This window comes from Paraburkholderia sp. DHOC27, assembly GCF_003429005.1.
Classification (GTDB): Bacteria; Pseudomonadota; Gammaproteobacteria; order Burkholderiales; family Burkholderiaceae; genus Paraburkholderia.
Genome location: NZ_QVQV01000001.1, coordinates 838,595 through 861,960 on the forward strand (window position 1 = coordinate 838,595; position 23,366 = coordinate 861,960).

Genomic DNA, 23,366 nt, shown 5'->3' on the forward strand with positions numbered 1-23,366 from the left:
AAAACGTGCTGACGAGGTGCGAGGCGGCAAGGCTCACTTCAAGGGTCGGGCCGATGCTCTATTCGGCGCGTCTGGTGCTTAACGCAGTGGCCAACTTAGTGGGCGACCCGCGTCTCATTCAAAGCCCGAGACAAACCGCTCCCGCTGCGACGATCACGCAGGCGAGCCAGCGTTTGCCGCTGACCGCCTCGCGCAGATAGACACGCCCGATCAGCACCGCAAAGACGACGCTGGTTTCGCGCAATGCCGATACCGCGCCCATCGCCCCCGATTGCAACGCCCAGATAACGATGCCGTAAGCGGCGATCGACACGAGGCCGCCGATGAGTGACGAGCCGATCGCCAACGGCTGCTCGCGCAGAGGTGCACACAGTGCCGCGAGGCCGCGTGTGGCGACGAACAGCACCGGCATCAGCCAATAGAACATGAACATCCACGCGGTGTAGCCGATTGCTTCACCGCCGGACACACGCACACCGATCCCGTCGATGACGGTATACACAGCGATGGTCGCGCCGGTCGTCAGCGCGGCCAGCACGCCCGCGCGCGACACATGACGCCCCTGCAACGCCAGCGCGATGATGCCGCCGGAGATCATTGCGATCCCGAGGATATGCACGCCGCTGATGGCCTCATGCGCGAAGAGTGCCGCGCCGAGCGTGACGAGCAGCGGCGAGGAGCCGCGTGCAATCGGATAGGCCTGTGCCAGATCGTTGCGCCGATACGAGCGCACAAGGCTGACGTTGTAGACGTTATGCACGAGCCCGGAGGCGGCGAGGTATGGCCACGCCGCGGCGGCGGGTGCAGGCACGGCGAGAACGACGCAGGTCGCCACCGCGGCAATGGCGACGCTCATCCACGTCATGGACAGAAACCGGTCATCGTTGCCGTGCAGCAGCGCATTCCAGCTTGCGTGCAGCAAGGCAGCAAACAGGACGAACGCGCCGGTGTAACTGAGCATGCGGCTCCCAGAACGGAGAAGGGCGGTATCAAAGAGGAAGTGAACAGCATATCTAGCTTGTAGCAGGGCGGCAAACCAGATAAATTGGCCTTTCGAGATAGATAAACTCCCGCGAATGAAACGGCCATTGCCCCCGCTCAATGCCTTGCGTGCCTTCGAGGCCGCAGGGCGGCTAGGCAGCTTCAAGGATGCCGCCGCCGAACTGCACGTCACGCACGGCGCGGTGAGCCAGCACGTGCGGCTGCTCGAAACGTGGCTAGGGGCGCCGCTGTTTGAACGGCACAACCGGCGCGTGGAACTGACCGCCGCAGCGCAGACCTATCTGGCGGAAATCGGCCCCCTGTTCGAGGGACTCGCGCAGGCCACGGCGCGATACGGCGTGCCGAAAGCGGTCGCGCGGACTTTATCCGTGAATGCCCCCGCCACGTTCGTGTTGCGCTGGCTGGTGCCGCGACTCGTGAGATTCCGCGCCGAACATACGGACGTGGACGTGAGCGTGGAGACGTCGAACGAGCCCGTGGAAAGTCTGAAGGAGAGCTGCGACATCATCATTCGCGGCGGCCCCGATACGTTCTACGGCTATACGATGCGGCCGTTTCTTGCAGAAGAACGGTTGCCGGTGTGCAGTCCCGCGCTGCTCGCGCGCATGCCGCTGCGAAGGCCGGAGGATATCCAGCGGCATACCCTGCTGCACACATCGAGTCTGCCGCGACTCTGGCCCGACTGGCTGGCGAGCGCCAACCTGGCGGCACTCGCACCGGCGGCGACGCTGACCTTCGACCACTTCTATCTGACCTTGCAGGCAGCTATCGACGGTATCGGGATTGCGATGGGGCCTACGGCGCTGGTATCGGACGACCTCGCTGCTGGCCGGCTCGTCGCGCCGTTCGCGGCGCCGCGTTTGCCGTCACGCAGCTATTGCACCTATGTGGCGGACGAGAAATCCGCCGATGAGCTGGTCGTGCTGTTTCGTGCGTGGCTGGAGCGGGAGGGCATGGGTCCGCCGGCTGCGTCGGGACGCGCGAAGCGCAAGCGTTAGTGCCTTGGTTATGCATCCGGCTACGTTGGGCTATGTGCGCGATGCAAGGCGCGCATGTGCAAAGCCAGGAACGGTATTTGCAAAGTCTCTCTGCATTGTGCTTTGATGCAAGTGTAGGTGCCATGCGTTTGGACGGATCACGCCGAAATGGCACGGCCCGCATCTGCCCTACATTGCCCACCTCCCACGCGCTGTTAAAAACCGTTCGGGATTGCCTCGATGCCCCCACCGGATTCGCTTGACGACTCGCCCGCCGAATCGGACCTGATCATCGCCAGGCCCGAGGGCTTGTATTGTCCGCCGGGCGATTTCTATATCGACCCGTGGCAGCCAGTAGAGCGTGCCGTGATTACGCATGCGCATTCGGATCACGCGCGTGCCGGGCACATGCACTATCTGGCGAGTGAGCGCGGCGCGGGCGTGCTCCTGTCGCGGCTGCCTGGCATCGACCTGCAAACGGCGGCGTATGGGGAACGGCTCGATCTGAACGGCGTGACGCTGTCCTTGCATCCGGCAGGACACGTGCTGGGCTCGGCACAGGTGCGCGTCGAATATCGCGGGCGCGTGTGGGTCGCCTCGGGCGATTACAAACTCGAAGCCGATCCTACCTGCGATGCATTCGAGCCTGTTCGATGCGACACATTCATCACCGAGTCGACGTTCGGACTGCCAATTTATCGCTGGGAGTCATCGCAAGCCGTATTCGACGGCGTCGATTCATGGTGGCGGCACAACGCGGCCGAAGGGCGTGCATCGGTTTTGTTCTGCTATTCGTTCGGCAAGGCGCAACGGGTGCTGGCCAGCATCGATCCTGCCATTGGTCCGATCTTCTGTCACGGCGCGGTGGAGCCGCTCAACCGCGCGTATCGCGATGCGGGTGTCGCGTTGCCGCCGGTGCGGCTCGTTAGCGAAATCGCTGCGAAGGACAAGGCCATCTTTAAACAGGCGCTGGTGATTGCACCGCCGTCGGCACAAGGCAGCGCATGGATGCGTCGCTTCGGCGACTACAGCGATGCATTTGCCTCGGGATGGATGCGCCTGCGCGGCACGCGACGGCGGCGCGGCGTGGACCGCGGCTTCGTATTGTCCGATCACGCCGACTGGCCCGGTTTGCAGAGCGCGATTCAGGCGACCGGTGCCGGGCGCATCATCGTCACGCATGGTCAGGTCGAGCCGATGGTGCGCTGGTTGCGTGAGCAAGGTTTGCAGGCGGGCGCGTTCGCTACACAATATGGCGACGATGTCGTCGAGGCCGACGCCGCAGGGGCGGCAGAGGCAGTCGCTACCACCGAAGCCACCGCGCAAGGCGAAACCAATGCCGAAGCCGAAGCATCCGTAACAGCCACGCCCGCTGTTCTCCGCGATTCCCCGTGAGCGCACCATGAAACGATTCGCTGCGCTCTACACCGCACTCGATGCCACCACGTCCACGCACGACAAGCTCGAAGCGCTGACGTCCTACTTCGCTGCGGCGGCACCCGAGGACGCCGCGTGGGCCTCGTACTTTCTGGCGGGCGGCAAGCCGCGTCAGTCGGTGCCGTCGCGTCTCCTGAGCGACATTGCCTGTGAGCGCGCCGGTTTGCCAGCGTGGCTCTTTGAAGAGTCGTATCACGCGGTGGGCGATCTGGCGGAGACCATCGCACACATTCTGCCGCCTGCGCAGCGCACGTCAGAGCTGGGACTCACGCAGTGGATCGAGCAACGCGTGCTGACATTGCGCGGCGTTGCGCCCGAGGTGCTGCGCGAACGCCTGCTCGCCTACTGGGACGAACTGGGCTGGGGCGGCCGCTTTCTCCTCACCAAGCTGATTGGCGGCGGTTTTCGGGTGGGCGTGGCGCGGCAACTGGTGGTGCGCGCGCTGGCCGAAGTCGCAGGAGTGGATCACAAGCGCATCGCGCAGCGTATGGTGGGATGGACCGACTCGCAGCAAAAGCCCGACGCCGCTCGCTATTTACGCCTGATCGCACCGGAAGCCAGCGGCGAAGAAGGTGAAGTAGCAACGGATGTGGCGGAAAGCGATCTTGGCCTGCCGTATCCGTTTTTTCTCGCGCATCCGTTGCAGGCCGATCCAGAAACACTTGGTAGCCCTGATCATTGGCAGATTGAATGGAAGTGGGATGGCATCCGCGCGCAGCTTGTCAAACGTGCGGGGCGTGTGTGGATCTGGTCACGTGGCGAAGATCTGATTACCAGCCGCTTTCCTGAAGTGGCCGCGCTGGGCGAGGCATTACCGGATGGTTGCGTGCTGGATGGCGAGATTCTGGCGTGGGAGCCGGGTGCGTCCGCGCCGTTGCCCTTTGCACGATTGCAACCGCGTATTGCGCGTAAAACGCTCACCAAGAAGATTCTTGCCGATTCACCCGCCGCGTTTCTGGCGTATGACCTGCTCGAAATGGGCGGGCAGGATTTGCGCATGACAGCGCTTGCTGAACGGCGCGCGCAACTCGAAACGCTGGCGGCATCGCTCGACGGCACGCTTGCACACGATCTGTTGCGTGTGTCACCGCGAGTCGAAGCCGAAGACTGGCAGACGCTCGCCGCGTTGCGCGAAGAGAGTCGTGCGCGCGGCGTGGAAGGATTGATGTTGAAAGAGCGTCAGTCGATGTATGGCGTGGGCCGCACCAAAGCCTCGGGCACATGGTGGAAATGGAAGATCGACCCCTATGCGATCGACGCCGTGCTGGTGTACGCCCAACGCGGACACGGCCGTCGTGCGAGTCTCTACACCGATTTCACCTTCGCCGTGTGGGATGAAAGCAGCGGCACGCGCACGCTGGTGCCCTTTGCGAAGGCCTATTCGGGCTTGACCGACGAAGAGATGCGCAAGGTGGATGCGATCGTGCGCAAGACCACGATCGAGAAATTCGGCCCAGTGCGCAGCGTGACGCCGAGCCTCGTGTTCGAGATCGGCTTCGAAGGGATTCAGGCGAGCCCGCGCCACAAATCGGGCGTGGCCGTGCGGTTTCCACGCATGCTGCGCTGGCGCACGGACAAGCATATCGACGACGCCGACACCCTCGCCATGCTCAAAGGATTTATTGAAGCGTAGCGCGGGATAACAACTCGCAGTTCATAACGACCTGGTCCACTCTAGCGCGTCATCCGCGAACTTGCGCAGCAGACGCGAAAGCTCGCGCACGTCCTGGGGTTCCCAATGCGCAAACAAGCCTTCAATGATCTTCTGACGTGCAGTGTCCAGCGCTTTTGTCATGGTGCGGCCTTCGTCCGTTGCGATAGCCGCCCGCACGCGTCCGTCCGCCGGACTCGGCACGCGTTGCACCAGCCCCAGGCTTTCGAGTTTGGCCACTTGCCGGCTCACGGTGGTGTAGTCGCGCCCGGCCAGTTCGGCCAGTTCGACGATGCCGAGCGGGCCGCGCCGCTCGATGCGGGCGAGCAGCGGAAACAGCGCGCGGTCGAGATCGACGCCCGCCGCTTCGATCAGCGCCGCGTCGGGCTGCGGCCGGTTCAGCACGCCCGTGAGGTCGAGCAATGCCTCGCGCAGATCGCGGATTTCCCGTTTCATCGCCATTTTTATTCCTTGCCTCGTTCGAGTATATGTGTATTATACACTCATATTCGGTCGAATGATCCTTTCGAGTGATCCTTGTTACAGCGCTCAATCCTTAGACGGATGCGACGGAACTTGAGCGCCATCCTTACAGGAGTACCAACATGAAAGCAGCCCTCGTTAAAGCGCCGGGCACATTGCCGGTCTATGCAGACTTCGCCGAGCCGGCCGCAGCGGAAGGTGCCGTCCGCGTGAAGGTGACGGCCTCCGCGCTCAGTCACGTCGCGAAGAGCCGCGCGTCCGGCAAGCATTACAGTGCGGCAAGCACGTTTCCGTTCGTCGCGGGTGTGGACGGCGTGGGCACCCTCGATGACGGCACGCGCGTGTATTTCGTGTTTCCGGAAGCGCCGTCGGGTGCAATGGCGGAGTACTGCTTCGTCAAGAAGAACCGCTGCATCCCGCTGCCGTCCGACCTTAACGATGTGAGCGCAGCGGCCATCGCGATTCCTGGCATGTCGTCGTGGGCTGCGCTGGTCGAGCGGGCCAGACTGGTGAAAGGCGAAACGGTCCTGATCAATGGTGCAACGGGCTGTTCGGGGCGTCTTGCCGTGCAGGTTGCCAAACACCTCGGGGCAAGCAAGGTGATTGCGACGGGACGTCACGCGCAGTCGCTGCAATCGCTGCAAGCGTTGGGCGCGGATGTCACGATCAGCCTCGCGCAAGACAAGGACGCACTCGCCGCCGAGTTTCGCGCACACTTCAAGGAAGGCGTGGGCGTGGTGCTGGATTATCTGTGGGGGCCGAGCGCGGAACTGCTGCTGGCGGGCGCAACGCAAGCCGCGCCGGATGCGGTGCCGATCCGCTTCGTGCAGATCGGCGCAATTAGCGGGCCGGATATCACGCTGCCGAGCGCAACGTTACGCTCCACGGCCATCGAACTGATGGGCAGCGGCATTGGCAGCGTGCCCATGCCGCGCATTCTGGACGCGGTCAAGCAGTTGCTTCATGCTGCCGGTCCGAGTGGCTTTCAGGTCGCCGCGCGCTCGGTTCCGCTCGCGGAAGTGGAGCAGCATTGGACGGATGACGAAAGCCGCGAGCGCACGGTGTTCGTGATGGGCTAACCCGCCTGAAACATCGACGGCCTACGAACCGTCTCCCGCTACGACCGCGCCATCAATACGATGGCGTTTGAGCGAGTCAGCCACGAAGCTCGATGCGCGCATCTGCTTGACGAAGTTCGTGAGATATTGCGCGGCGGCTTCACCGCGATTCTTCGGTACGCCCATTGCCTGACGAATCACCATGAAACGCTGGTCCAGCAATCGCAAGCCACCCGCCTCGCGCGCGTCTTTCTGTAGCTGTTGCTTCACGCCTGCGGCGACCGTGAGGTTTTGCGCCAGAAAGCCCTGCACGACAGCGGGCGAGGTGGGAATGCGCACGATGGTCGCCTGATGCAGTTCGCGGGTGAGGAACAGATCGTACGCGCTGCCTTTGCCCACGGCGACGGTGTTGCCAGGTTGATCGACCTGCGCGTTGGTTTTGATCGGTGAATCGTCGCGTACCAGATAGAACCCTTCAATCAGCACATACGGATCCGTGAAGGCGATTTCTTCGCCGCGTTTCGGGTCCACCGCGAAAAAGCCAATATCCGCGGCGCCGCTGCTGACATTCGTCACCGAAGCGCCCGCGGATTGCGCGACGACGAGGGCCAGCGGTACACCGAGTTCGCGCGCGAGTTCGTTGGCCAGATCGACGGACACGCCTTCCGGCTGCCCGGTTTTTGCATCGAGGCTCGCCAGCACCGGATTGCCCAGGTTGATCGAAGCGCGCAGCGTGCCGGTGGGCGCGAGGGCGGCCACGATGGTTTTATCAGCGGACGTGGTCATGATGGTCGACGTTGAGGTGGCGGACGGGGGCGAGGGCCTGGCTTGCGCGGACGCCCCGTGTGTAGCATTCAGCGTGCAGAGCGTCAGTATGAGCGCGGCGCTTCGCAGCGTGGGTATCATCGGCGCAGACGCTGCACGGCTGAAACGGCTGAAACGGATGCAGTGGACGCAGCGGATGAGGAGGCCGGGGGCATCGTAGACATTATCGGTCACTGCGCGAGTGCTCCATGCAGAGTTGCGTTTGCAGCAGCGGATGCCGCTCATTACAACACCACGCCAGGCCAGGTGCAATGTACAGCAGGACTTGTGCTGCACGCACAGACTCTCTATAATTCGCCGCTCTTCAGGCTCGTAGCTCAGTTGGTTAGAGCACCACCTTGACATGGTGGGGGTCGTTGGTTCGAATCCAATCGAGCCTACCAACGCATCGGCAACATGCAGCAGCACGCATGTCGGCCACAGTAACAACCAGCAACACCAGCAGTAAGCATCAATCTGATGCAGCACACCAGGCGAAAGCGACCGCCGTTATGCTTCAAACGGCCTTAGCTTTCGTTTTTGCTTTGTGCCCCGCCTCTGCCCACTTTCCCTGCAAATCCACGTGGCCTGCCCGCTAACGCGATCACGATCCGCGGCTCGGGTTATGCTTTAAGCCAGTCTCGCAACCCCAACCGCCGCGCGCCCGTCATAGCGAACCCGCGTGGCTAACAAGGAAGCTGGCGCACATGAAAAAGCTCATCAACGATGTGGCCACGGTCGTGCCCGACATGCTCGGCGGATTCGTGGCGCTCAATCCCGCTCTTGCGATGCTCGCAGGCAGCACGATCGTGGTACGCAGCGACGCGCGCGCGGCCGCCGAACGCGGCGAGGTCGCGCTCATTTCAGGCGGCGGCGCGGGACACGAACCCGCGCACGCTGGCTATGTGGGCAGCGGCATGCTGAGCGCGGCGGTGGCGGGCGAGGTATTCACGTCGCCCTCCACGGATGCCGTGCTCGATGCGATTCACGCGGTCGCCGGTTCGGCGGGCGTGTTGTTGATTGTCAAGAACTACACGGGCGACCGCTTCAATTTCGGCCTTGCCGCCGAGATCGCCCGCGCCGAAGGCATCCCCGTGGAAATGGTGATCGTCGCCGACGATGTCGCGCTGACCGCCGGTGGCGAGCATGCGGGCCGGCGCGGGCTCGCCGGTACGGTGCTGGTGCACAAGATTGCCGGTGCGGCGGCGGCCGCAGGGCGACCGCTTGCCGAGGTCGCGCAGGCGGCCCGCGCGGCGGCCGAGGCACTCGGCACGATGGGTGTCGCGCTGACACCGTGCACGGTGCCCGCAGCCGGCAAGGCCGGTTTCGAACTGGCCGACGACGAGATCGAATGGGGCCTCGGCATTCATGGCGAGCCCGGCGTCGAACGCGGCGCGCTGGTTCCCGCAGATGCGATCGTGGAGCGGCTGCTCGGCAAGATCATCGACGACCTCAAACTGCAAAAGGGCGCACAGGTTGCGCTGCTGGTGAACAACCTGGGCGGCACGCCATCGAGCGAACTGGGCATCGTCGCCCGTTCGGCGCTGGGCTTTCTCGCCGCGCGTGGCATCGAAGTAGAGCGTGCGTGGGCGGGCACTTTTCTGAGTGCGCTGGAAATGGCGGGGGTCTCGTTGACGCTGCTGCGGCTCGATGCGCAGCGTCTCGCGTGGCTCGACGCGCCGGCTGAAACGTCCGCGTGGCCCGCGTTGAGCGGCAAGGTCACGCACGCGTCCGCAGCCACCTTACCCGCTGGCGCGAAACAAAGCGAAGCAGGCGAAACGACCTCAGCGAGCGCGCAAGACGCGAAGCTTGCACCGCAATCCACACTGCGCCGCGCCATCGAGGCCGTATGCGCGTGCCTGCTCCACGCCGAACCTGTATTGACGGAGATGGACCAGCGAGTCGGCGACGGCGACCTCGGCATCAGCCTCGCACGCGGTGCGCGCGGCATCCTCCAGGAACTCGACACATACCCGGCCGACAACCAACCCGGCGCGGTATTGCGGACGATATCCGCCACCACGCGGCGCGTGGTGGGTGGCACATCGGGTCCGCTGTACGCGGTGATGTTGCTGCGAGCGGGGACGGTACTGGATCAAGCCGGCACTGTCGACGCGCAACAGTGGGCCAATGCCTTCGCGGCAGGCGTCACGGCGTTGATGGAACTCGGCGGCGCGAAGGCCGGCGAGCGCACGATGGTGGATGCCTTGCTGCCTGCGGCTGACGCGTTGCAGGCGGCGCTTGCGCGCTCCGCATCGAGCGGGGATGCGCTACAGTCTGCTGTCGACGCCGCCACTGAAGGCGCCGCGCGCACGGCCTCGATGAGTCCGCGGCGCGGCCGTTCGAGCTACGTGGGTGAGCGGGCGGTGGGATTCGCCGACCCCGGCGCGCACGCGGTGGGGCTGTGGCTTGCCGCCATCCGCGATACGCTCGGGACTCATCCCGCGAAAACTTAAAACGTATAGGAAACCTTACCAAACGCAGTCCGGCCCAGCGTGTTGTAGCCGTACGCGGTTTCGTACTGACGGTTCAGGAGGTTCGATAGCGACGCCGACAGCACGAGGTGCGAATTGATCTTGTACGCGGCGCGCAGGCCGACCGTCAGATACGAGGGCAGATACGTCGAGTTGAACTGGTCGTCGTAAGTCGAACCGCCGTACAGCAGGCTCACGCCAGTGGTGAACGCGTGCAGATGGAACTCGTCCCAGCTGTGATCGACACTCAGGCTGACCGTCTGGCGCGGCCGGCGATTCAGCCACGTCTGGTCCGTCACGTCCTGCGGATTCAGCAGGCCCACCGCGAGGCTTACCGGCGTCGACTTGCCGAGCGTGCCCTTGTACGACAGGTCGATGCCCTGAATGCGCGCGCGGCCCACGTTCACCGGCAGAAAGGTCGCGGAGTCGTACGTGATGAGGTTGTGCACGCGCGTATCGTAGATCGCGGCCGTGAAGCTGCCGAACGACGTGTTGGCATCCAGCGCGGCTTCCACCGTATCGCTGCGTTCCGGCAGCAGATTCGGGTTGGCGAAGCCGGGGTAATACAGGTCGTCGAAGGTCGGCAGACGGAAGGCGTTGCCGTACGACACACGCGCCGTATACACCGGGCTGATCGCATACGAGAGCGCCACGTTGCCGGTATTCACGGCCTGTCCTTCGATGATGTCGTGACGTCCTGCAAGGAACAGCGTGAGGTCGCCGAGCGTGGCCGATTGATGCAGCGAGACCGCGGAGTCGTTGCGGGTCGGCACGCCATCGGGAATGTCCACCGGCAGGAAGGCCTGCTCGCGGCTGAAGTCGTAGGCGAGTTTGGTCTCGCCCGACAGCGGCAGATTGAACAGCGTATGACCATGCTCCTGATGCGTGAGCGAGGTCGAGGTGCTGAAGCGCGTCGAATCGATTTCGTCGGTCGGAATCGTGGGGTCGTTCGCGTACAGGAACTGCCGGTCGTTCGCGTAGCCCATGGACTGGTCGAACTGCGTGAACGGCGTGATGTCGACATGGAACGCAATGCCCGTAGTCAACTGATGATCGAGCTGGTGGTCGTCGCCGCCCACGTCGTCATACGAGAGATCGGACTTGTGATAAAGCGCGAAGGTGGAGATCGACCAGTTGTCGTGCGCGTAACCGAGGCGGCCATTCACGTCCTGCGCGTGGTACGGATTGCGGCCGTCTTCGTGACCGAAGGCCCACGGCTGGGTGGCGTCGATGCCAGCGGTGTTGTAGTCGTGCAGGCCGAGCGAATACGAGAGCCCTGACAGCGCGGCAAGCGGTCCCGTGGACCCGAGCGTGCCGGACGTATTGATCTGGGTGTCGAACGTCTTGTTGGAACCACCGCCGGTCGAAACCGTGGTCTGGTTCGGCAGATTGGACGCGTGACTGGTGAAGAGCTGAACGACGCCGCCTACGGCATCGGGGCCAAACGTGGCCGCTGCGGGGCCGGAGATCACTTCGACGCGGTCAAATGCCGCGGTGGGCAGATCGGCCCATTCGGGGGTGCCGGTGGTGGCGGAACCGACGCGGATACCGTCGATGAAAACTGCAACCTGATTGCCTGCTGAGCCGCGAATACTGACGGATGCCGTGGTGCCGGGACCGCCGTTTTGCGAAACCGTGACGCCGGGCAGCGTCGCGAGGGCCTGGGTAATGCTGGGATCGATGGGCGAGAGACGATCCAGATCGGCGCGGGTCAGCACCTGGGTGGTGGCGTAGCGGCCGTCGAATGACTGCGGTAAGTGCTGGGTGTCGCCGGTGACGAGGATACTCGGCAAGGTGGTTTGCGGGGGCAGTTGCTCGGCTTGCGGGAACGACGAGTCGTCCGCAGCCTGAGCGATCTGCCATACCGAAACGGTCATGGCAGACGTAATGATGAAATGACGGAATTTCATGGTGGTGGTGAGTCCTGCTACGGGTTGTGATGGCACGGAGTGTGCCGGGGAATGGATTTACCGCTTGGCTGGCTGCGCGTCAAGCGCGTCGTAGCCCTTGGCCCGGTAAATGATCACCGACACGAGCCACGCCACGACAAACACGCCGATGATGATGAAGCCGAGCGTGCTGAAGTTGTCGTTGAGCATGCCAATGACACCCCAGAACACGCCCTTGAGGTTGAGCTGGTCGGCCAGCAGGCCGAGCGCCTCGATGCCGCCAATCAGCACCGCCACCACCACCGAGACCAGCGTGATGGTCAGGTTGTAGTAGAGCTTGCGGATGGGCCGCACGAACGCCCAGTCGTAGGCGCCGAGCATCAGCAGGCCGTCCGTGGTGTCGACGAGCGACATGCCCGCGGCGAACAGCACGGGAAACACCAGCACGACGCCGAACGAAAGGCCCTGTGCCGCCTGGCTGGCGGAGATGCCGAGCAGGCTGACCTCGGTGGCGGTGTCGAAGCCGAGACCGAACAGGAAGCCGAGCGGCAGCATCCAGAATGCGTTCGACACCAGCCGGAACATCGGCCGGAAGAGCCGCGCCAGCAGGCCGCGACTGTTCAGCAGCAGGTCGAGATCGTCGTTGTCGTAGGGCTCGCCGCGCCGTACCTTGCCGAAGGCGCGCCACACGCCGCGCAGGATGACGAGGTTCATCGCGGCGATCAGAAACAGGAACAAGGCGGAGAAGCCGGTTGAGAGCAGGCCGGTCAGGTCCTTCCACACTTCGACGCGGCTTTCCAGCGCGGCTGCGGTGGCAGCCACCGCAGCGGTCACCAGCAACACCACCGCCGAGTGGCCGAGGGCGAAGAAAAAGCCGATCGTCACGGGGCGCTGGCCGTCCTGCATCAGCTTGCGGGTGACGTTGTCGATGGCGGCGATATGGTCGGCGTCCACGGCATGCCGCAGACCGAAACCATAGGCGAGCAGGCCCGTGCCGATCAGAAGGGGATGGCCGTGAAAGGCGATGAACGCCCACACCCAGGCGCCGATGTTGAAGGTCGCGAGCAGGCTGTAAATGCCGATGACACGGCGGCGCAAGGCGCCCTGCCGGGACGCGGCTGACAATACGGTGGACATGCCGGATCCTGAGGTTGGGGCGGTCGTTGCAACGGGCCATCGCGCGAGCGGTGCCTGGCGCCTCGGGACACCCCGCCCGATCAGGCTGCGCAGACCTCGGCCACCAGCGCGCAAGCGTACCGACTGGAGGTGCCGCCCGTCAATCAAGACAAAAACGCGCGGCTGCATGGGTGGCGACATGCACGGCATTCCGCTGACGAAACAGCCTGCGGCGCTTCAGCAATGCTCCAGTGCGTTCGCTAGATCAGCGATCAGATCGTCGGGATGCTCCAGCCCCACCGAGACGCGAATCAACCCCTCCGATACGCCCGCCTTGGCACGCGCGGCGGCTGGCACGCCTGAGTGAGTGGTCGAAGCCGGATGGCAGATCAGCGATTCCGTGCCGCCCAGACTCACGGCGGACTTGAACAACGTCAGCCGGTTGATGAGCTTGAACGCCTGCTCGCGCCCGCCGTCGAGCACGAAGGCAAACGTCGATCCCGGCCCGCTGCATTGCCGCCGGTAGACGGCCTGGTAAGCGGGATCGTCGATCAGTTCGGGATGCAGCACCTTGACGGTGTGATACGGGTTGGTGGCAAGCCAGCGCGCAACGGCGCTGCCGCTGCGCGCGGCCTGGTCCATGCGCAGCACGAGCGTTTCCATGGAGCGCGTGATCATCCACGAAGAATGTGGATCGAGCTGCGAGCCGAGCGTGCTGCGAATGGCGCGTACCTTCGTGATCAGGCTGCGGCTGCCGGTGACGCCGCCCGCCACCAGATCGCTGTGACCGCCAATATATTTGGTCAGCGAATACACGCTCAGGTCGATGCCCTGCTTGACCGGCTTTTGATAAAGCGGCCCGAGCAGTGTGTTGTCGCACACCGAAAGCGGACGATAGCCATGACGCGTTTCGAACGCATCGATTTCGCGGCGCAGTCCTTCGAGATCGAACAGCGCGTCGGTGGGATTGGCGGGCGTTTCGATGTAGCACATGCGCACGTTGCCTCTCTTCGCAGCGGCTTCGAGCGCGTCGCGGATCGCCTCGACGGACAGCCCATCGTCGATCACCTGCGATTGAATGCCCCATTCCGGCAGAAACTTTGCAATCAGCGTTTCGGTGCCGCCATAGAGCGGCACGGACTGCACTACACAGTCACCCGGCCGCAAAAACGCCAGCAGAATGGCTGCAATCGCAGACATGCCGCTCGAGGTGACCACCGCGGCTTCGGAACCGTCGAGCACGGCCAGACGATCCTCGACGATTTCGAGGTTCGGATGATTGAAGCGGCTGTACACGAGACCCGCGCTTTCACCTTCGGGCGAAGGCTTGCGGCCGGACACGATATCGAAGAACTCGGCGCCGTCCTCGGCGGTGCGAAACGCGAAAGTAGAGGTCAGAAAGACCGGTGGCTTGACGGACCCTTCCGAGAGAAACGGGTCGTAGCCATACGACATCATCAGGGTCTCGGGATGCAGATCGCGATCGGCAATCTTGCGCTTGTGATAGTTGCGATAGGCCATGCTTTGCTCCATGCCATGTCGTTGGGAAGATCGAACGGTCAGTGCAGGCTCCGAACTGGCGCGTGACCATGCTACTCCATGACGTGGGTTTGCATTCGGGGCGGTGCATTGGACAACGCAGGCGGAAACGAAAAAGCGGCCACCAGCAGGTAGCCGCTTCTCATCGCACGCGGCTTAAACGGAAGCGCGCAACGTTTTCGCAGCGGCGACCATGTTGGTCAGTGCGGGCAGCACTTCTTCCCATTGACGCGTCTTCAGACCGCAATCCGGATTCACCCACAGACGCTGCGCCGGAATACGCTCGGCCGCCTTCTGCATCAGTTGCACGATGTGCTGCTGAGTCGGGATGTTGGGCGAGTGAATGTCGTACACGCCCGGCCCGATTTCGTTCGGATAGTTGAAGTGATCGAACGCGTCCAGCAGTTCCATGTCCGAGCGCGAGGTTTCGATGGTGATGACGTCGGCGTCCATCTCCGCAATGGAGGCGATGATGTCGTTGAACTCCGAATAGCACATGTGAGTGTGAATCTGCGTTTCGTCGCTCACGCCATTAGCCGTGATGCGGAACGATTCCACTGCCCAATCGAGGTATTCCTGCCATTGCGATTTGCGCAGTGGTAAACCTTCGCGCAGGGCCGCTTCGTCGATCTGGATCACGCGCACGCCGGCTTTCTCCAGGTCGAGCACTTCTTCGCGGATCGCCAGCGCCAGCTGGTAGCACGACACCGAGCGCGGTTGATCGTCGCGCACAAACGACCAGTTCAGGATCGTCACGGGGCCGGTCAGCATGCCCTTCATCGGCTTGCTGGTGAGCGACTGCGCGTACTTGATCCACTCCACCGTCATCGCTTGCGGACGGCTGATATCGCCGAACAGGATGGGCGGCTTCACGCAGCGCGAGCCGTACGACTGCACCCAGCCGAACTGGCTGAACGCGTAGCCTTCCAGTTGTTCGCCGAAGTATTCGACCATGTCGTTACGCTCGGCTTCACCGTGCACGAGTACGTCGAGCCCCAGTGCTTCCTGCTCGCGCACGCTGCGTTCGATCTCGGCGCGCATCGCGCTCTTGTAACCGGCTTCATCCAAAGCGCCGCTCTTGAACTGGCTGCGCGCGTGGCGAATCTCGCCGGTCTGCGGGAACGAGCCGATCGTCGTGGTCGGATAAGCGGGCAGTTTCAGCAAGGCTGCCTGTTTGTCGGCGCGAGCCGGGTAAGCGTTGCTGCGTTGACCCAGCGCCGGATTGATCTTGCCGAGCGCGGCCTTGACCGCCGGATTGTTCACCCGTGGTGAGGCACGGCGTGCCGCGATCGCAGCGCTGTTCGCAGAGAGTTCTGCCTTGACGGCGTCGCGGCCGTGGTTCAGCGCCGTTGCCAGCACCTTCAGTTCGTCCAGTTTCTGCAGCGCGAACGCGAGCCACGAACGCACTTCGGCATCCAGCTTTTGCTCGCTTTCCAGATCTACGGGGACGTGCAGCAGCGAGCACGACGGCGCGATCCACAGACGTTCGCCCAGTTTTTTCGCGACCGGTTCGAGCCAGTCGAGCGTGGCGCTCAGGTCGGTCTTCCAGATGTTGCGGCCGTTGATCGCACCCACTGATAGCACCCGCTCAGCCGGCAGTTCGTGCGCCGCTTTGGCCACTTCAGCACGCGCATTGATGGCGTCGATGTGCAGGCCATCCACGGGCAACTTGCAGGCGAGCGACAGATTGTTCTGCAACTGGCCAAAGTAGGTGGCGAGCAGCAGCTTGACGCGGCGCGTTTCGAGCGCGTCGTACGCCGTGACGAAGGCCTGCTGCCACGCGGGATCGAGTTCGGTGACGAGCGCCGGTTCGTCGATCTGCACCCACTCCACGCCCTGCGCCGCGAACGTATCCAGCAGTGCGCCGTAGACCGGCAGCAGCTTGGGCAGCAGCGCGAGGCGGTCGGAGTCGTCCTTGGCTTTGCCCAGCCAGAGATACGTGACGGGCCCGATGATCACGGGCTTGACGTTCACGCCGGCGGAACGGGCTTCGGCGAGTTGCGTGACGAGGCGCGACGGGTCGAGCGAGAAGTTCGTCGTTGCCGTGAACTCCGGCACGATGTAGTGATAGTTGGTATCGAACCACTTGGTCATCTCACCGGCGGCCACGCCGCCGCAGCACGCGGCGTGATCTTCCGCGCCCTTGGCCGAGCGGCCGCGCGCGACGCGGAAGTAGTTGTCCAGCGTGTCGCCGTGAAAGCCTTGCACGCGTGCCGGCAGGTTGCCGAGCGTGAAGCTCATGTCCAGCACCTGATCGTAGAACGAGAAATCGCCGACGGCCGCGAAACCAAGGTCGGCCTGGTGCGCCCAGTGACGCTGGCGCAATTGCGTGCCCAGTGCTTTCAGCTCACCGAGCGAGGACTCGCCTTTCCAGTAAGACTCGAGCGCGAATTTCAGTTCGCGTTTTGCGCCGATGCGCGGAAAGCCGAGATTGTGAGTGGTTGCCATCGTGTCGCCCTGGTTGGAATGGTTACGGTTGCTGGTGTGCAGATGCAGTTGCGTGGATCGTAACCAGGGCGGTTTATGAAGTAAAATGGTGATAATTCAACAAAGCATTAGTTTTGTTCATGTATCTGCGCATGTCCTTCTTCCTGATGGCCCGGCTCATCGGCCCGTCGCAAGGCCGCCGTCATGCTTGAGCGCATCCATCTGGCAATCGTTCAGGCGGTGGACAAACACGGCTCGCTGACCGCCGCGGCGGAAATTCTCTGCGTGACGCAATCCGCGCTCAGCCACTCCATGAAAAAGCTGGAGCAGCAACTCGGCACGGATATCTGGTTGCGCGAGGGCCGCAGCCTGCGTCTGACGCAGGCCGGTCAATACCTGCTGGCGGTGGCCAACCGCGTGCTGCCGCAACTGGCGCTCGCTGAAGAGCGCCTCGGCCAGTACGCGCAAGGCGAGCGCGGCGCGCTGCGCATCGGCATGGAATGCCATCCCTGCTACCAGTGGTTGCTGAAGGTGGTGTCGCCGTATCTGGCGTGCTGGCCGGACGTCGATGTGGACGTGAAGCAGAAATTCCAGTTCGGCGGCATTGGCGCGCTGTTTGGCTTCGAGATCGACCTGCTGGTCACGCCCGATCCGCTCTTCAAACCCGGCTTGCGCTTCGAACCCGTGTTCGACTACGAGCAGGTGCTGGTGGTGAACCATGAGCATCCGCTTGCCAACGTGGATTACGTGCGTCCGGAACAACTGACGCGCGAAGTGCTGGTGTCGTATCCGGTCGAGACGGACCGGCTCGATATCTACAACCAGTTTCTGATGCCAGCGGGCGTTTCGCCGCGACGTCACAAGGTGATCGAGACCACCGACATCATGTTGCAGATGGTGGAAAGCGGCCGGGGCGTCGCCGCGCTGCCGCGCTGGTTGGTGGAGGAGTACGCGGACAAGATGAACATCGTCCCGGTGCGGCTGGGACGCGAGGGCATCGCCAAGCAGATTTTCTTGGGCGCACGCGAGGCCGACATTGAGATCGACTACCTCAAGGCGTTCGTGGAGATGGCGCGCATGCCGGTGGCAGGGGTGGGCGAATCGGCTGCCTGACGGGCCTGGGCTTCCATCAACGATCTGACCAGGGCGGCATCGGCCGGCGTGGCCGGGTTGTAGACGATCATGCTGAGATCGGGGCGGCCGTCCACCGCGAACGCGGAGTATTCGAAGGCAATCGGCCCGGCGATGGGATGCCGCAGATGTTTGACGCCCTCGCCATGCTCGCGCACCTCGTGGTCCTGCCACATCGCCGCGAACTCCGGGCTCACGGCGCACAGTTCGTCCACCAGCGCGGCCACCTGACTCGTGGCGCCGGCGCGCGCGGCGTCCACGCGAAACGCGCCTAACACGAAGCGGGCGGTGCTTTCCCAATCCACGTTGGCGGCCCGCACGCGCGGATCGCAAAAGACGATTCGCAGCAGGTTGCGCTGTTCGCGCGGCAGCGTGCCGTAGTCCATCAGCGCTGCCGCTGCGGCGCGATTCCAGGCGATCACATCCCACGTCGCGGTTCTGATCAGCGCGGGGCTCGGCTCCAGCGCGTCGAGTACCCGTTGCAGACGCGGCGTCACGCCTTCGCGTGCCTCGTAGCGGGCCTCGGGCGGCCGTCCCAGGCCAAGCAGAAACAGGTGTTCCCGTTCGACGTCGCTCAGCATCAGCGCGCGGGCAATGCGCTCCAGCACCTCCGCCGACGGTGCGCCGCCGCGGCCCTGTTCGAGCCAGGTGTACCAGGTCGTGCTGACGTTCGCGCGCTGGGCGACCTCTTCGCGCCGCAAGCCCGGCGTGCGGCGACGGCTCGACGCAATGCCGAAGGCCGCCGGGTCCAGTTTCGTGCGGCGGTCCTTCAGGTAGGCACCAAACAAATTCTCATTCGAGGCGGGCATGCTCGTCCTGTGAAACGGTGGATCCGTGTAAGGTGATTGCTTCGTTGCGCCACGCTGCTGCGCGCAGCGTCGGGATCCGGGTGCGGTGTCCTGCTATCTGAGGTGTTTCGGGCATTCTACTGCCGTGCCGTGCGCCGCATATAACGCCCGAGGTACGCACGAGGGCGATCATGCACGTTCACGAACACCGGGCGCTGCCCTGAGCGGCCGGCCCACTTCGACTTCCGGAGGGTGTCATGCTTAAACACGTTGCAACCCGCCAGCTTGATATTGCTTACGAGGAACAGGGCGATTCCAATGGATGGCCCGTCGTTCTCCTACATGGCTTCCCCTACGATATTCACGCCTACACGGACGTGACACCGCGTCTGATCTCGCAGGGCGCGCGTGTCATCGCCCCTTATCTGCGCGGCTACGGTCCCACGCGTTTTCTTGCGCCGAGCACGGTGCGCTCGGGCCAGCAGGCGGCGCTCGGCGCAGACCTGCTGGCGCTGCTCGACGCGCTGCAGATTGAACGCGCGGTGCTGGGCGGCTATGACTGGGGCGGCCGGGCGGCGTGCATCGTGGCGGCGTTGTATCCGTCGCGGGCGCGTGGGCTGGTGTCGGTGAATGGCTACAACATCCAGAATCTGGCTGTCGCCATGCGCCCGGAAGATCCCGACAAGGAACATCGCCTGTGGTACCAGTACTACTTTCACGGCGAGCGCGGGCGAGCCGGGCTGAAAGAAAACCGGCGCGCGTTCTGTCGACTGCTCTGGTCGTTATGGTCGCCCACGTGGCGCTTCGACGACGACACCTACGCGCGCTCGGCGGCCGCCTTCGACAATCCGGATTTCGTCGACGTGGTGATTCATTCGTACCGACACCGTTACGGCCTGGTGGACGGCGATCCTGAGTTCGACGACATCGAGCGTCAACTGGCGGCGCTGCCGCCGATCACCGTGCCGACCGTCACGCTGGAAGGCGACGTGGATGGCGTGTCGCCACTGCGCGGCGGACAGCCGGCCATGAAACGTTTCACGGGACGCCACGAGAACCGTGTGGTGGCCAATGCCGGTCATAACCTTCCGCAGGAAGCGCCGGAGGTGTTCGCGACGGCGGTGCTCGATGTCCACCAATGGGGGGGTGAAGCTTTCGCGCGCGTTGACCCAAGGTGACGCGGCGCATTAGATCGCTTTCCGGAGACCGATCATCGTGATGTCGTAGCCGTGACGCACATAGAACGCATGCGTGCGCGTGCGCTCGTTGTTGCAGCGGATCACGATGGACGTGGGGTGCGATTCATGGCCGCGAATCCATTGCTCGGCGGCGGCTAGCAACGCGCCGCCAATGCCCGCGCCTCGTTCACCGTCACGGACCACGAATGCCAGCACCTCGCCGTATCTCCCGCTCGACACGATCAGGTTGACGCCCGCGTGGATCCAGCCAAGCAGTTGTCCCGCCTCACCCGGATAGACCAGCAGCCGATGGTCCGGCCGGTGCAGGATGAGATCGAGCCGCGCCGCGACCTCGTCTTCCGAAGCATGCCAGCCGAACTGACTGCTCAGGAGCGCAATCTCTTTGGCGTCGCCGGGTTGCGCACCGCGAATACTCATTGCATCGTCCTTGTGAGCTGAAGCAACGCAGCGCACGGTGTGACGCCGTGGCTACACCAGCACGGCCTGGTCGTTCAGTTCAACCGAGTTCCGGCCGTTGCGCTTGGCGCGGTACAGCGCTTCGTCCGCGTCTTTCACGAGACGCTCGATCGTCGCGTCGCCGCTCGCCGTACAGGCAATGCCAATGCTGCACGTATAGGCCGGCAACGCGGGGTTCTCGTTGCGCGCGATCCTGGCGCGCAGGGCGTCGGCCAGATCGAATACGTCCTCGGGACGCAGACCCGGCACTAGCGCGGCGAACTCTTCACCGCCCCAGCGCGAGAGGTGGTGCTGCCAGGTGAGCATGCCGGCCGCGCGCTCCGAGAAGTCGACCAGAATCTCGTCGCCTTTGACGTGACCATGCGTGTCGTTGATGACCTTGAAGTGGTCGAGATCGATCAGCAGTAGCGACAACAAACCGCCGGTGCGCATCATCTTTTCGCGCTCTTCACGGTGTGCGTTCAGGAAGGCGCGGCGGTTCAGCAGGCCGGTCAACGGGTCCGCGAGGGATTGCTGTTCGAGTTGCAGACGCAGACGGTTCATCGCCACCAGCATGAAGCCGACCGTTGCCGTCAACGACATGAAAGCGCCAGTGGCCAGATAGACCGTCTGAATGGAATCGCGGCCGTACAGGCCGGTAGCCGAAAAACCCGAGCCGATCGAGGTGACGACGCGCACGGAAGTGACAGCGGTCTGGATCAGGAACATGACGCCGATGAACATCGCGCTGGCGTCGTGCCGCCCGTGGCTCAGCAACAGCAGGGTCTGACGGCCGTAGATGAGCGCGAGGATCGCGTTGATGCAGAGCGCGCGTCCAGGGGCGGAGGGGTGAATCCACGTCATCCAGGCCACGCTGGTCATGCCGACCAACAGCATCAGCAGCACGAAGCGCCACGCCGGCGGGCGACCGTAAAAGCGCTGGCTGCCGATCAGCCAGAGCCCGGTGCTGAGGATCATGCCGCCGTTGCCGCCGATGATGGAAAGCCAGTCCGGGATGGTGCCGCGCAATGCAAGGAGGATGGCCGCCGCCGACACGATCAACGCACCGGATGCCCAGTTGCCGACGCCGCGAATATTCGTGGGAAAACTTCGGCCGAGCGAAAACATGACCAGCGCCATCAGTCCCGGCATGACCGCCGACATGAGCAAAACGGTGTGTAAATCGAAGGCGGCCATAAGGTCTTGAGCGCAAACCGGTCACTAACGAGGACACTTCTGATGTTGACGCGGAGGTCCTTTCCCCGAGGTGTGCGCGTGCTGGAATCGTGAAGCCACGAATATACAGGAACAGGATGAAAAAACCGGTGTCAGCGAGCGTCGTTAGCCGTTTGGCCGAACCTGTTCGTCTGGGTTTGATGCGGGATTTCTGGATGCGGGCTTTTGAAGTCGCGTGGGCGGGAGTTCGCTTCGAGGTTCGCGTCGCCGAAAGGTGTAACGAAAGGTGTCAATGGCGCTTGACAGACGGCGAGGAGCGCGCCGCCCGCCGAACCTTGGCGCCCGCACATGGTCTTATGGAGATAACGGCGCGACGACGGGTTGAATCAGGATGCGAGGCTGCATCTCGGCCTCCGCCCAGGACTGACCCGCACATCAATAAAATTGCGATAAGCCGCCGCTCATGGGCGGGCGGCGGTCGGCAAAAACTTCCTGTAACGGTCCGGTAAACATGCGGCGTGCCGTTTGCTCTAAGGTATGCAGGTCCAAGGTCACTTCTTCTGCACGAACATGATTTCCAGAATGAAAAATATAGGTATCGCAGTTCCGGTCGGCATTCTCGTCCTCGCATTGGGCGGCTGTGCCGTGGCGCCGCCAAGCGGCCCGAGTATCGTCGCGCTGCCGCGCAGCGGGGAGCCGCTCGGCCAGTTCCAGCAGGACGATTACGCATGCCGCGATTACGCGTCGCGCTCTTCCGACGCTTCCGGCCAGGCGCAAAACGCCACCACCAACAGCGTCAATGCCGCAGCGCTGGGTACGCTGGGTGGCGCGGCCATTGGCGCGCTGTTCGGCGCGGCGGCCGGCAATGCGGGTGCGGGTGCCGCGATTGGTGCGGGCAGCGGCTTGCTGCTGGGCGGCTCGGCAGGCGCCAATGGCGCACAGGCTTCGGCCAACGGCATCCAGGCACGTTACGACGCGGCCTACGCCCAGTGCATGAGTTCCAAGGGCAATGTCATTTCGCAGCCGCAGGTCTACGCGCCGCAGCCGGTGTATGTCGCGCCGCAACCGGTGTATGTGGCCCCGCCGCCGCCGGTTTATATGGCGCCGCCCCCGCCGCCGTACTATTGATCGGCTGATCGGGTCGGCTTGCGGAAGGAACCGTTGGGAATCGCTGACGCGTGACCTTGGGGGGCGCGCCTCGCTCGCGCGCTCGACGCAGCTACTGCAAACGTGGCCGGCCACACGTGCCACGTAGGGCCCACCAGGCACACCAGGCACACCCGGCCGGTCATCGTCAGCGGCCTTCACTGCTCGCAGTGCACATCCTTCTTCTGCACCACGATGATCGCCGGGTACGTGCCGTGATCCAGTTCCACGCGCGTCACCACGGACATCGTGACGCTGTCGCTGTCGTCATACACGCTGATCTGTTCGTGCCGCAGATTGATGACGCCGTTGCAATCGGAGGCGCGGCCTTCGTCTGACACCTTGCATTGAATCGGGTTGTCCGCCAGGTAGCGATATTTGTCGCCGTCCGGCAGGGCGAGGTATTCGCGCATGCTGCGGGCGGCGCCGCCAATGCCCGTCACGTATCCCATCGCACACTGCTGTTGAGGCGTATCGCCACCACCGCTCGTCTGAGCCATCGCCGGGGTTTGCACGGCGACGGCCGTCAGCGCGATGAGCGCCGTGAATATCGAAGCAGGAAGGTATCTCATGAGGTACATCACGCTGGTCGGATCGAGTGCTGGATTGTAAAGGCGTCCTGCCTGACACGGTT

19 protein-coding genes and 1 tRNA gene are annotated in these 23,366 nt (G+C 63.7%); 9 read left to right on the plus strand and 11 right to left on the minus strand.

Going from position 1 to position 23,366, the window contains the following annotated elements; translation table 11 throughout:
- Positions 1–118: 118 nt before the first annotated feature.
- Positions 119–961 carry a DMT family transporter gene (locus tag D0B32_RS03665; RefSeq protein WP_117332307.1) on the minus strand — a complete coding sequence of 281 codons (843 nt, stop codon included), beginning with the start codon at positions 959–961 and terminating at the stop codon, positions 119–121.
- A gap of 115 nt (positions 962–1,076) precedes the next feature.
- Here D0B32_RS03665 and gcvA point away from each other — a divergent pair, with 115 nt between their 5' ends.
- The 3 genes from gcvA (at position 1,077) to D0B32_RS03680 (ending at position 5,049) form a co-directional block, all read left to right on the plus strand.
- Entirely contained in the window at positions 1,077–2,000 is a 924-nt protein-coding gene (gene gcvA, locus D0B32_RS03670; RefSeq protein ID WP_117332308.1) for a transcriptional regulator GcvA, read from the plus strand.
- A gap of 219 nt (positions 2,001–2,219) precedes the next feature.
- The gene (locus D0B32_RS03675) at positions 2,220–3,374 is read left to right on the plus strand and encodes a ligase-associated DNA damage response exonuclease (RefSeq protein ID WP_117332309.1); all 1,155 of its coding nucleotides are present in this window, start codon (positions 2,220–2,222) and stop codon (positions 3,372–3,374) included.
- Positions 3,375–3,381: 7 nt separating this feature from the next.
- Positions 3,382–5,049: an ATP-dependent DNA ligase gene (locus D0B32_RS03680; RefSeq protein WP_117332310.1), complete on the plus strand. Its 1,668-nt coding sequence runs from the start codon at positions 3,382–3,384 to the stop codon at positions 5,047–5,049.
- A gap of 21 nt (positions 5,050–5,070) precedes the next feature.
- On the opposite strand, the gene D0B32_RS03685 is transcribed toward D0B32_RS03680, so the two are convergent.
- Positions 5,071–5,529: a MarR family winged helix-turn-helix transcriptional regulator gene (locus D0B32_RS03685; RefSeq protein ID WP_117332311.1), complete on the minus strand. Its 459-nt coding sequence runs from the start codon at positions 5,527–5,529 to the stop codon at positions 5,071–5,073.
- A gap of 143 nt (positions 5,530–5,672) precedes the next feature.
- Between D0B32_RS03685 and D0B32_RS03690 the strand changes: the two genes are divergently transcribed.
- On the plus strand, positions 5,673–6,629 hold the full coding sequence (locus tag D0B32_RS03690; RefSeq protein ID WP_117332312.1) for a zinc-binding alcohol dehydrogenase family protein: 957 nt from the start codon (positions 5,673–5,675) through the stop codon (positions 6,627–6,629).
- 21 nt (positions 6,630–6,650) lie between these two features.
- On the opposite strand, the gene D0B32_RS03695 is transcribed toward D0B32_RS03690, so the two are convergent.
- A complete protein-coding gene (locus D0B32_RS03695; protein WP_181969703.1) occupies positions 6,651–7,394 on the minus strand; it encodes an ABC transporter substrate-binding protein in 744 nt (247 codons plus the stop codon).
- 345 nt (positions 7,395–7,739) lie between these two features.
- Here D0B32_RS03695 and D0B32_RS03700 point away from each other — a divergent pair.
- A tRNA-Val gene (locus tag D0B32_RS03700) sits at positions 7,740–7,816 on the plus strand.
- 303 nt (positions 7,817–8,119) lie between these two features.
- Complete coding sequence (gene dhaL, locus D0B32_RS03705) at positions 8,120–9,868, plus strand: dihydroxyacetone kinase subunit DhaL (protein WP_117332314.1); 1,749 nt, start codon at positions 8,120–8,122, stop codon at positions 9,866–9,868.
- On the opposite strand, the gene D0B32_RS03710 is transcribed toward dhaL, so the two are convergent.
- The 4 genes from D0B32_RS03710 to metE form a co-directional block, all read right to left on the minus strand.
- Positions 9,865–11,796 (minus strand): TonB-dependent receptor domain-containing protein, encoded by a 1,932-nt coding sequence (locus D0B32_RS03710; protein ID WP_117332315.1) that lies wholly within the window; start codon positions 11,794–11,796, stop codon positions 9,865–9,867. The genes dhaL and D0B32_RS03710 overlap by 4 nt on opposite strands.
- A gap of 57 nt (positions 11,797–11,853) precedes the next feature.
- On the minus strand, positions 11,854–12,912 hold the full coding sequence (locus tag D0B32_RS03715; RefSeq protein ID WP_117332316.1) for a HoxN/HupN/NixA family nickel/cobalt transporter: 1,059 nt from the start codon (positions 12,910–12,912) through the stop codon (positions 11,854–11,856).
- A gap of 216 nt (positions 12,913–13,128) precedes the next feature.
- Positions 13,129–14,412, minus strand: coding sequence for a cystathionine gamma-synthase family protein (locus D0B32_RS03720; RefSeq protein WP_117332317.1), 1,284 nt, complete (start codon positions 14,410–14,412; stop codon positions 13,129–13,131).
- A gap of 174 nt (positions 14,413–14,586) precedes the next feature.
- The gene (gene metE, locus D0B32_RS03725; RefSeq protein WP_117332318.1) at positions 14,587–16,878 is read right to left on the minus strand and encodes a 5-methyltetrahydropteroyltriglutamate--homocysteine S-methyltransferase; all 2,292 of its coding nucleotides are present in this window, start codon (positions 16,876–16,878) and stop codon (positions 14,587–14,589) included.
- Between the two features lie 183 nt (positions 16,879–17,061).
- On the opposite strand from metE, the gene D0B32_RS03730 reads away from it, so the two are divergent.
- The gene (locus D0B32_RS03730) at positions 17,062–17,970 is read left to right on the plus strand and encodes a LysR family transcriptional regulator (protein ID WP_117332319.1); all 909 of its coding nucleotides are present in this window, start codon (positions 17,062–17,064) and stop codon (positions 17,968–17,970) included.
- On the opposite strand, the gene D0B32_RS03735 is transcribed toward D0B32_RS03730, so the two are convergent.
- Positions 17,904–18,797, minus strand: a complete 894-nt coding sequence (locus tag D0B32_RS03735) for a helix-turn-helix transcriptional regulator (RefSeq protein WP_117332320.1) — start codon at positions 18,795–18,797, stop codon at positions 17,904–17,906. The two genes, D0B32_RS03730 and D0B32_RS03735, sit on opposite strands and share 67 nt — an antisense overlap.
- A 236-nt stretch (positions 18,798–19,033) precedes the next feature.
- Here D0B32_RS03735 and D0B32_RS03740 point away from each other — a divergent pair, with 236 nt between their 5' ends.
- The gene (locus tag D0B32_RS03740; RefSeq protein ID WP_117332321.1) at positions 19,034–19,954 is read left to right on the plus strand and encodes an alpha/beta fold hydrolase; all 921 of its coding nucleotides are present in this window, start codon (positions 19,034–19,036) and stop codon (positions 19,952–19,954) included.
- A 9-nt stretch (positions 19,955–19,963) separates the two neighbouring features.
- On the opposite strand, the gene D0B32_RS03745 is transcribed toward D0B32_RS03740, so the two are convergent.
- Together D0B32_RS03745 and D0B32_RS03750 are read right to left on the minus strand one after the other, a co-directional pair.
- Entirely contained in the window at positions 19,964–20,392 is a 429-nt protein-coding gene (locus D0B32_RS03745) for a GNAT family N-acetyltransferase (RefSeq protein ID WP_117332322.1), read from the minus strand.
- 51 nt (positions 20,393–20,443) lie between these two features.
- A complete protein-coding gene (locus D0B32_RS03750) occupies positions 20,444–21,574 on the minus strand; it encodes a GGDEF domain-containing protein (RefSeq protein WP_259294866.1) in 1,131 nt (376 codons plus the stop codon).
- A gap of 582 nt (positions 21,575–22,156) precedes the next feature.
- Here D0B32_RS03750 and D0B32_RS03755 point away from each other — a divergent pair.
- Positions 22,157–22,714, plus strand: a complete 558-nt coding sequence (locus D0B32_RS03755; protein WP_117333439.1) for a glycine zipper family protein — start codon at positions 22,157–22,159, stop codon at positions 22,712–22,714.
- Positions 22,715–22,890: 176 nt separating this feature from the next.
- Here D0B32_RS03755 and D0B32_RS03760 read toward each other — a convergent pair whose 3' ends face one another.
- Entirely contained in the window at positions 22,891–23,304 is a 414-nt protein-coding gene (locus D0B32_RS03760; RefSeq protein WP_117333440.1) for a hypothetical protein, read from the minus strand.
- Positions 23,305–23,366 lie beyond the last annotated feature (62 nt).

Excerpts from the sequence above, each read along its gene's own strand:
- D0B32_RS03665 (WP_117332307.1), bottom strand. The coding sequence starts at position 961 with ATGCTCAGTTACACCGGCGCGTTCGTCCTGTTTGCTGCCTTGCTGCAC.
- gcvA (WP_117332308.1), top strand. The coding sequence starts at position 1,077 with ATGAAACGGCCATTGCCCCCGCTCAATGCCTTGCGTGCCTTCGAGGCC.
- D0B32_RS03675 (WP_117332309.1), top strand. The coding sequence starts at position 2,220 with ATGCCCCCACCGGATTCGCTTGACGACTCGCCCGCCGAATCGGACCTG.
- D0B32_RS03680 (WP_117332310.1), top strand. The coding sequence starts at position 3,382 with ATGAAACGATTCGCTGCGCTCTACACCGCACTCGATGCCACCACGTCC.
- D0B32_RS03685 (WP_117332311.1), bottom strand. The coding sequence starts at position 5,529 with ATGGCGATGAAACGGGAAATCCGCGATCTGCGCGAGGCATTGCTCGAC.
- D0B32_RS03690 (WP_117332312.1), top strand. The coding sequence starts at position 5,673 with ATGAAAGCAGCCCTCGTTAAAGCGCCGGGCACATTGCCGGTCTATGCA.
- D0B32_RS03695 (WP_181969703.1), bottom strand. The coding sequence starts at position 7,394 with ATGACCACGTCCGCTGATAAAACCATCGTGGCCGCCCTCGCGCCCACC.
- dhaL (WP_117332314.1), top strand. The coding sequence starts at position 8,120 with ATGAAAAAGCTCATCAACGATGTGGCCACGGTCGTGCCCGACATGCTC.
- D0B32_RS03710 (WP_117332315.1), bottom strand. The coding sequence starts at position 11,796 with ATGAAATTCCGTCATTTCATCATTACGTCTGCCATGACCGTTTCGGTA.
- D0B32_RS03715 (WP_117332316.1), bottom strand. The coding sequence starts at position 12,912 with ATGTCCACCGTATTGTCAGCCGCGTCCCGGCAGGGCGCCTTGCGCCGC.
- D0B32_RS03720 (WP_117332317.1), bottom strand. The coding sequence starts at position 14,412 with ATGGCCTATCGCAACTATCACAAGCGCAAGATTGCCGATCGCGATCTG.
- metE (WP_117332318.1), bottom strand. The coding sequence starts at position 16,878 with ATGGCAACCACTCACAATCTCGGCTTTCCGCGCATCGGCGCAAAACGC.
- D0B32_RS03730 (WP_117332319.1), top strand. The coding sequence starts at position 17,062 with ATGCTTGAGCGCATCCATCTGGCAATCGTTCAGGCGGTGGACAAACAC.
- D0B32_RS03735 (WP_117332320.1), bottom strand. The coding sequence starts at position 18,797 with ATGCCCGCCTCGAATGAGAATTTGTTTGGTGCCTACCTGAAGGACCGC.
- D0B32_RS03740 (WP_117332321.1), top strand. The coding sequence starts at position 19,034 with ATGCTTAAACACGTTGCAACCCGCCAGCTTGATATTGCTTACGAGGAA.
- D0B32_RS03745 (WP_117332322.1), bottom strand. The coding sequence starts at position 20,392 with ATGAGTATTCGCGGTGCGCAACCCGGCGACGCCAAAGAGATTGCGCTC.
- D0B32_RS03750 (WP_259294866.1), bottom strand. The coding sequence starts at position 21,574 with ATGTCGGCGGTCATGCCGGGACTGATGGCGCTGGTCATGTTTTCGCTC.
- D0B32_RS03755 (WP_117333439.1), top strand. The coding sequence starts at position 22,157 with ATGATTTCCAGAATGAAAAATATAGGTATCGCAGTTCCGGTCGGCATT.
- D0B32_RS03760 (WP_117333440.1), bottom strand. The coding sequence starts at position 23,304 with ATGAGATACCTTCCTGCTTCGATATTCACGGCGCTCATCGCGCTGACG.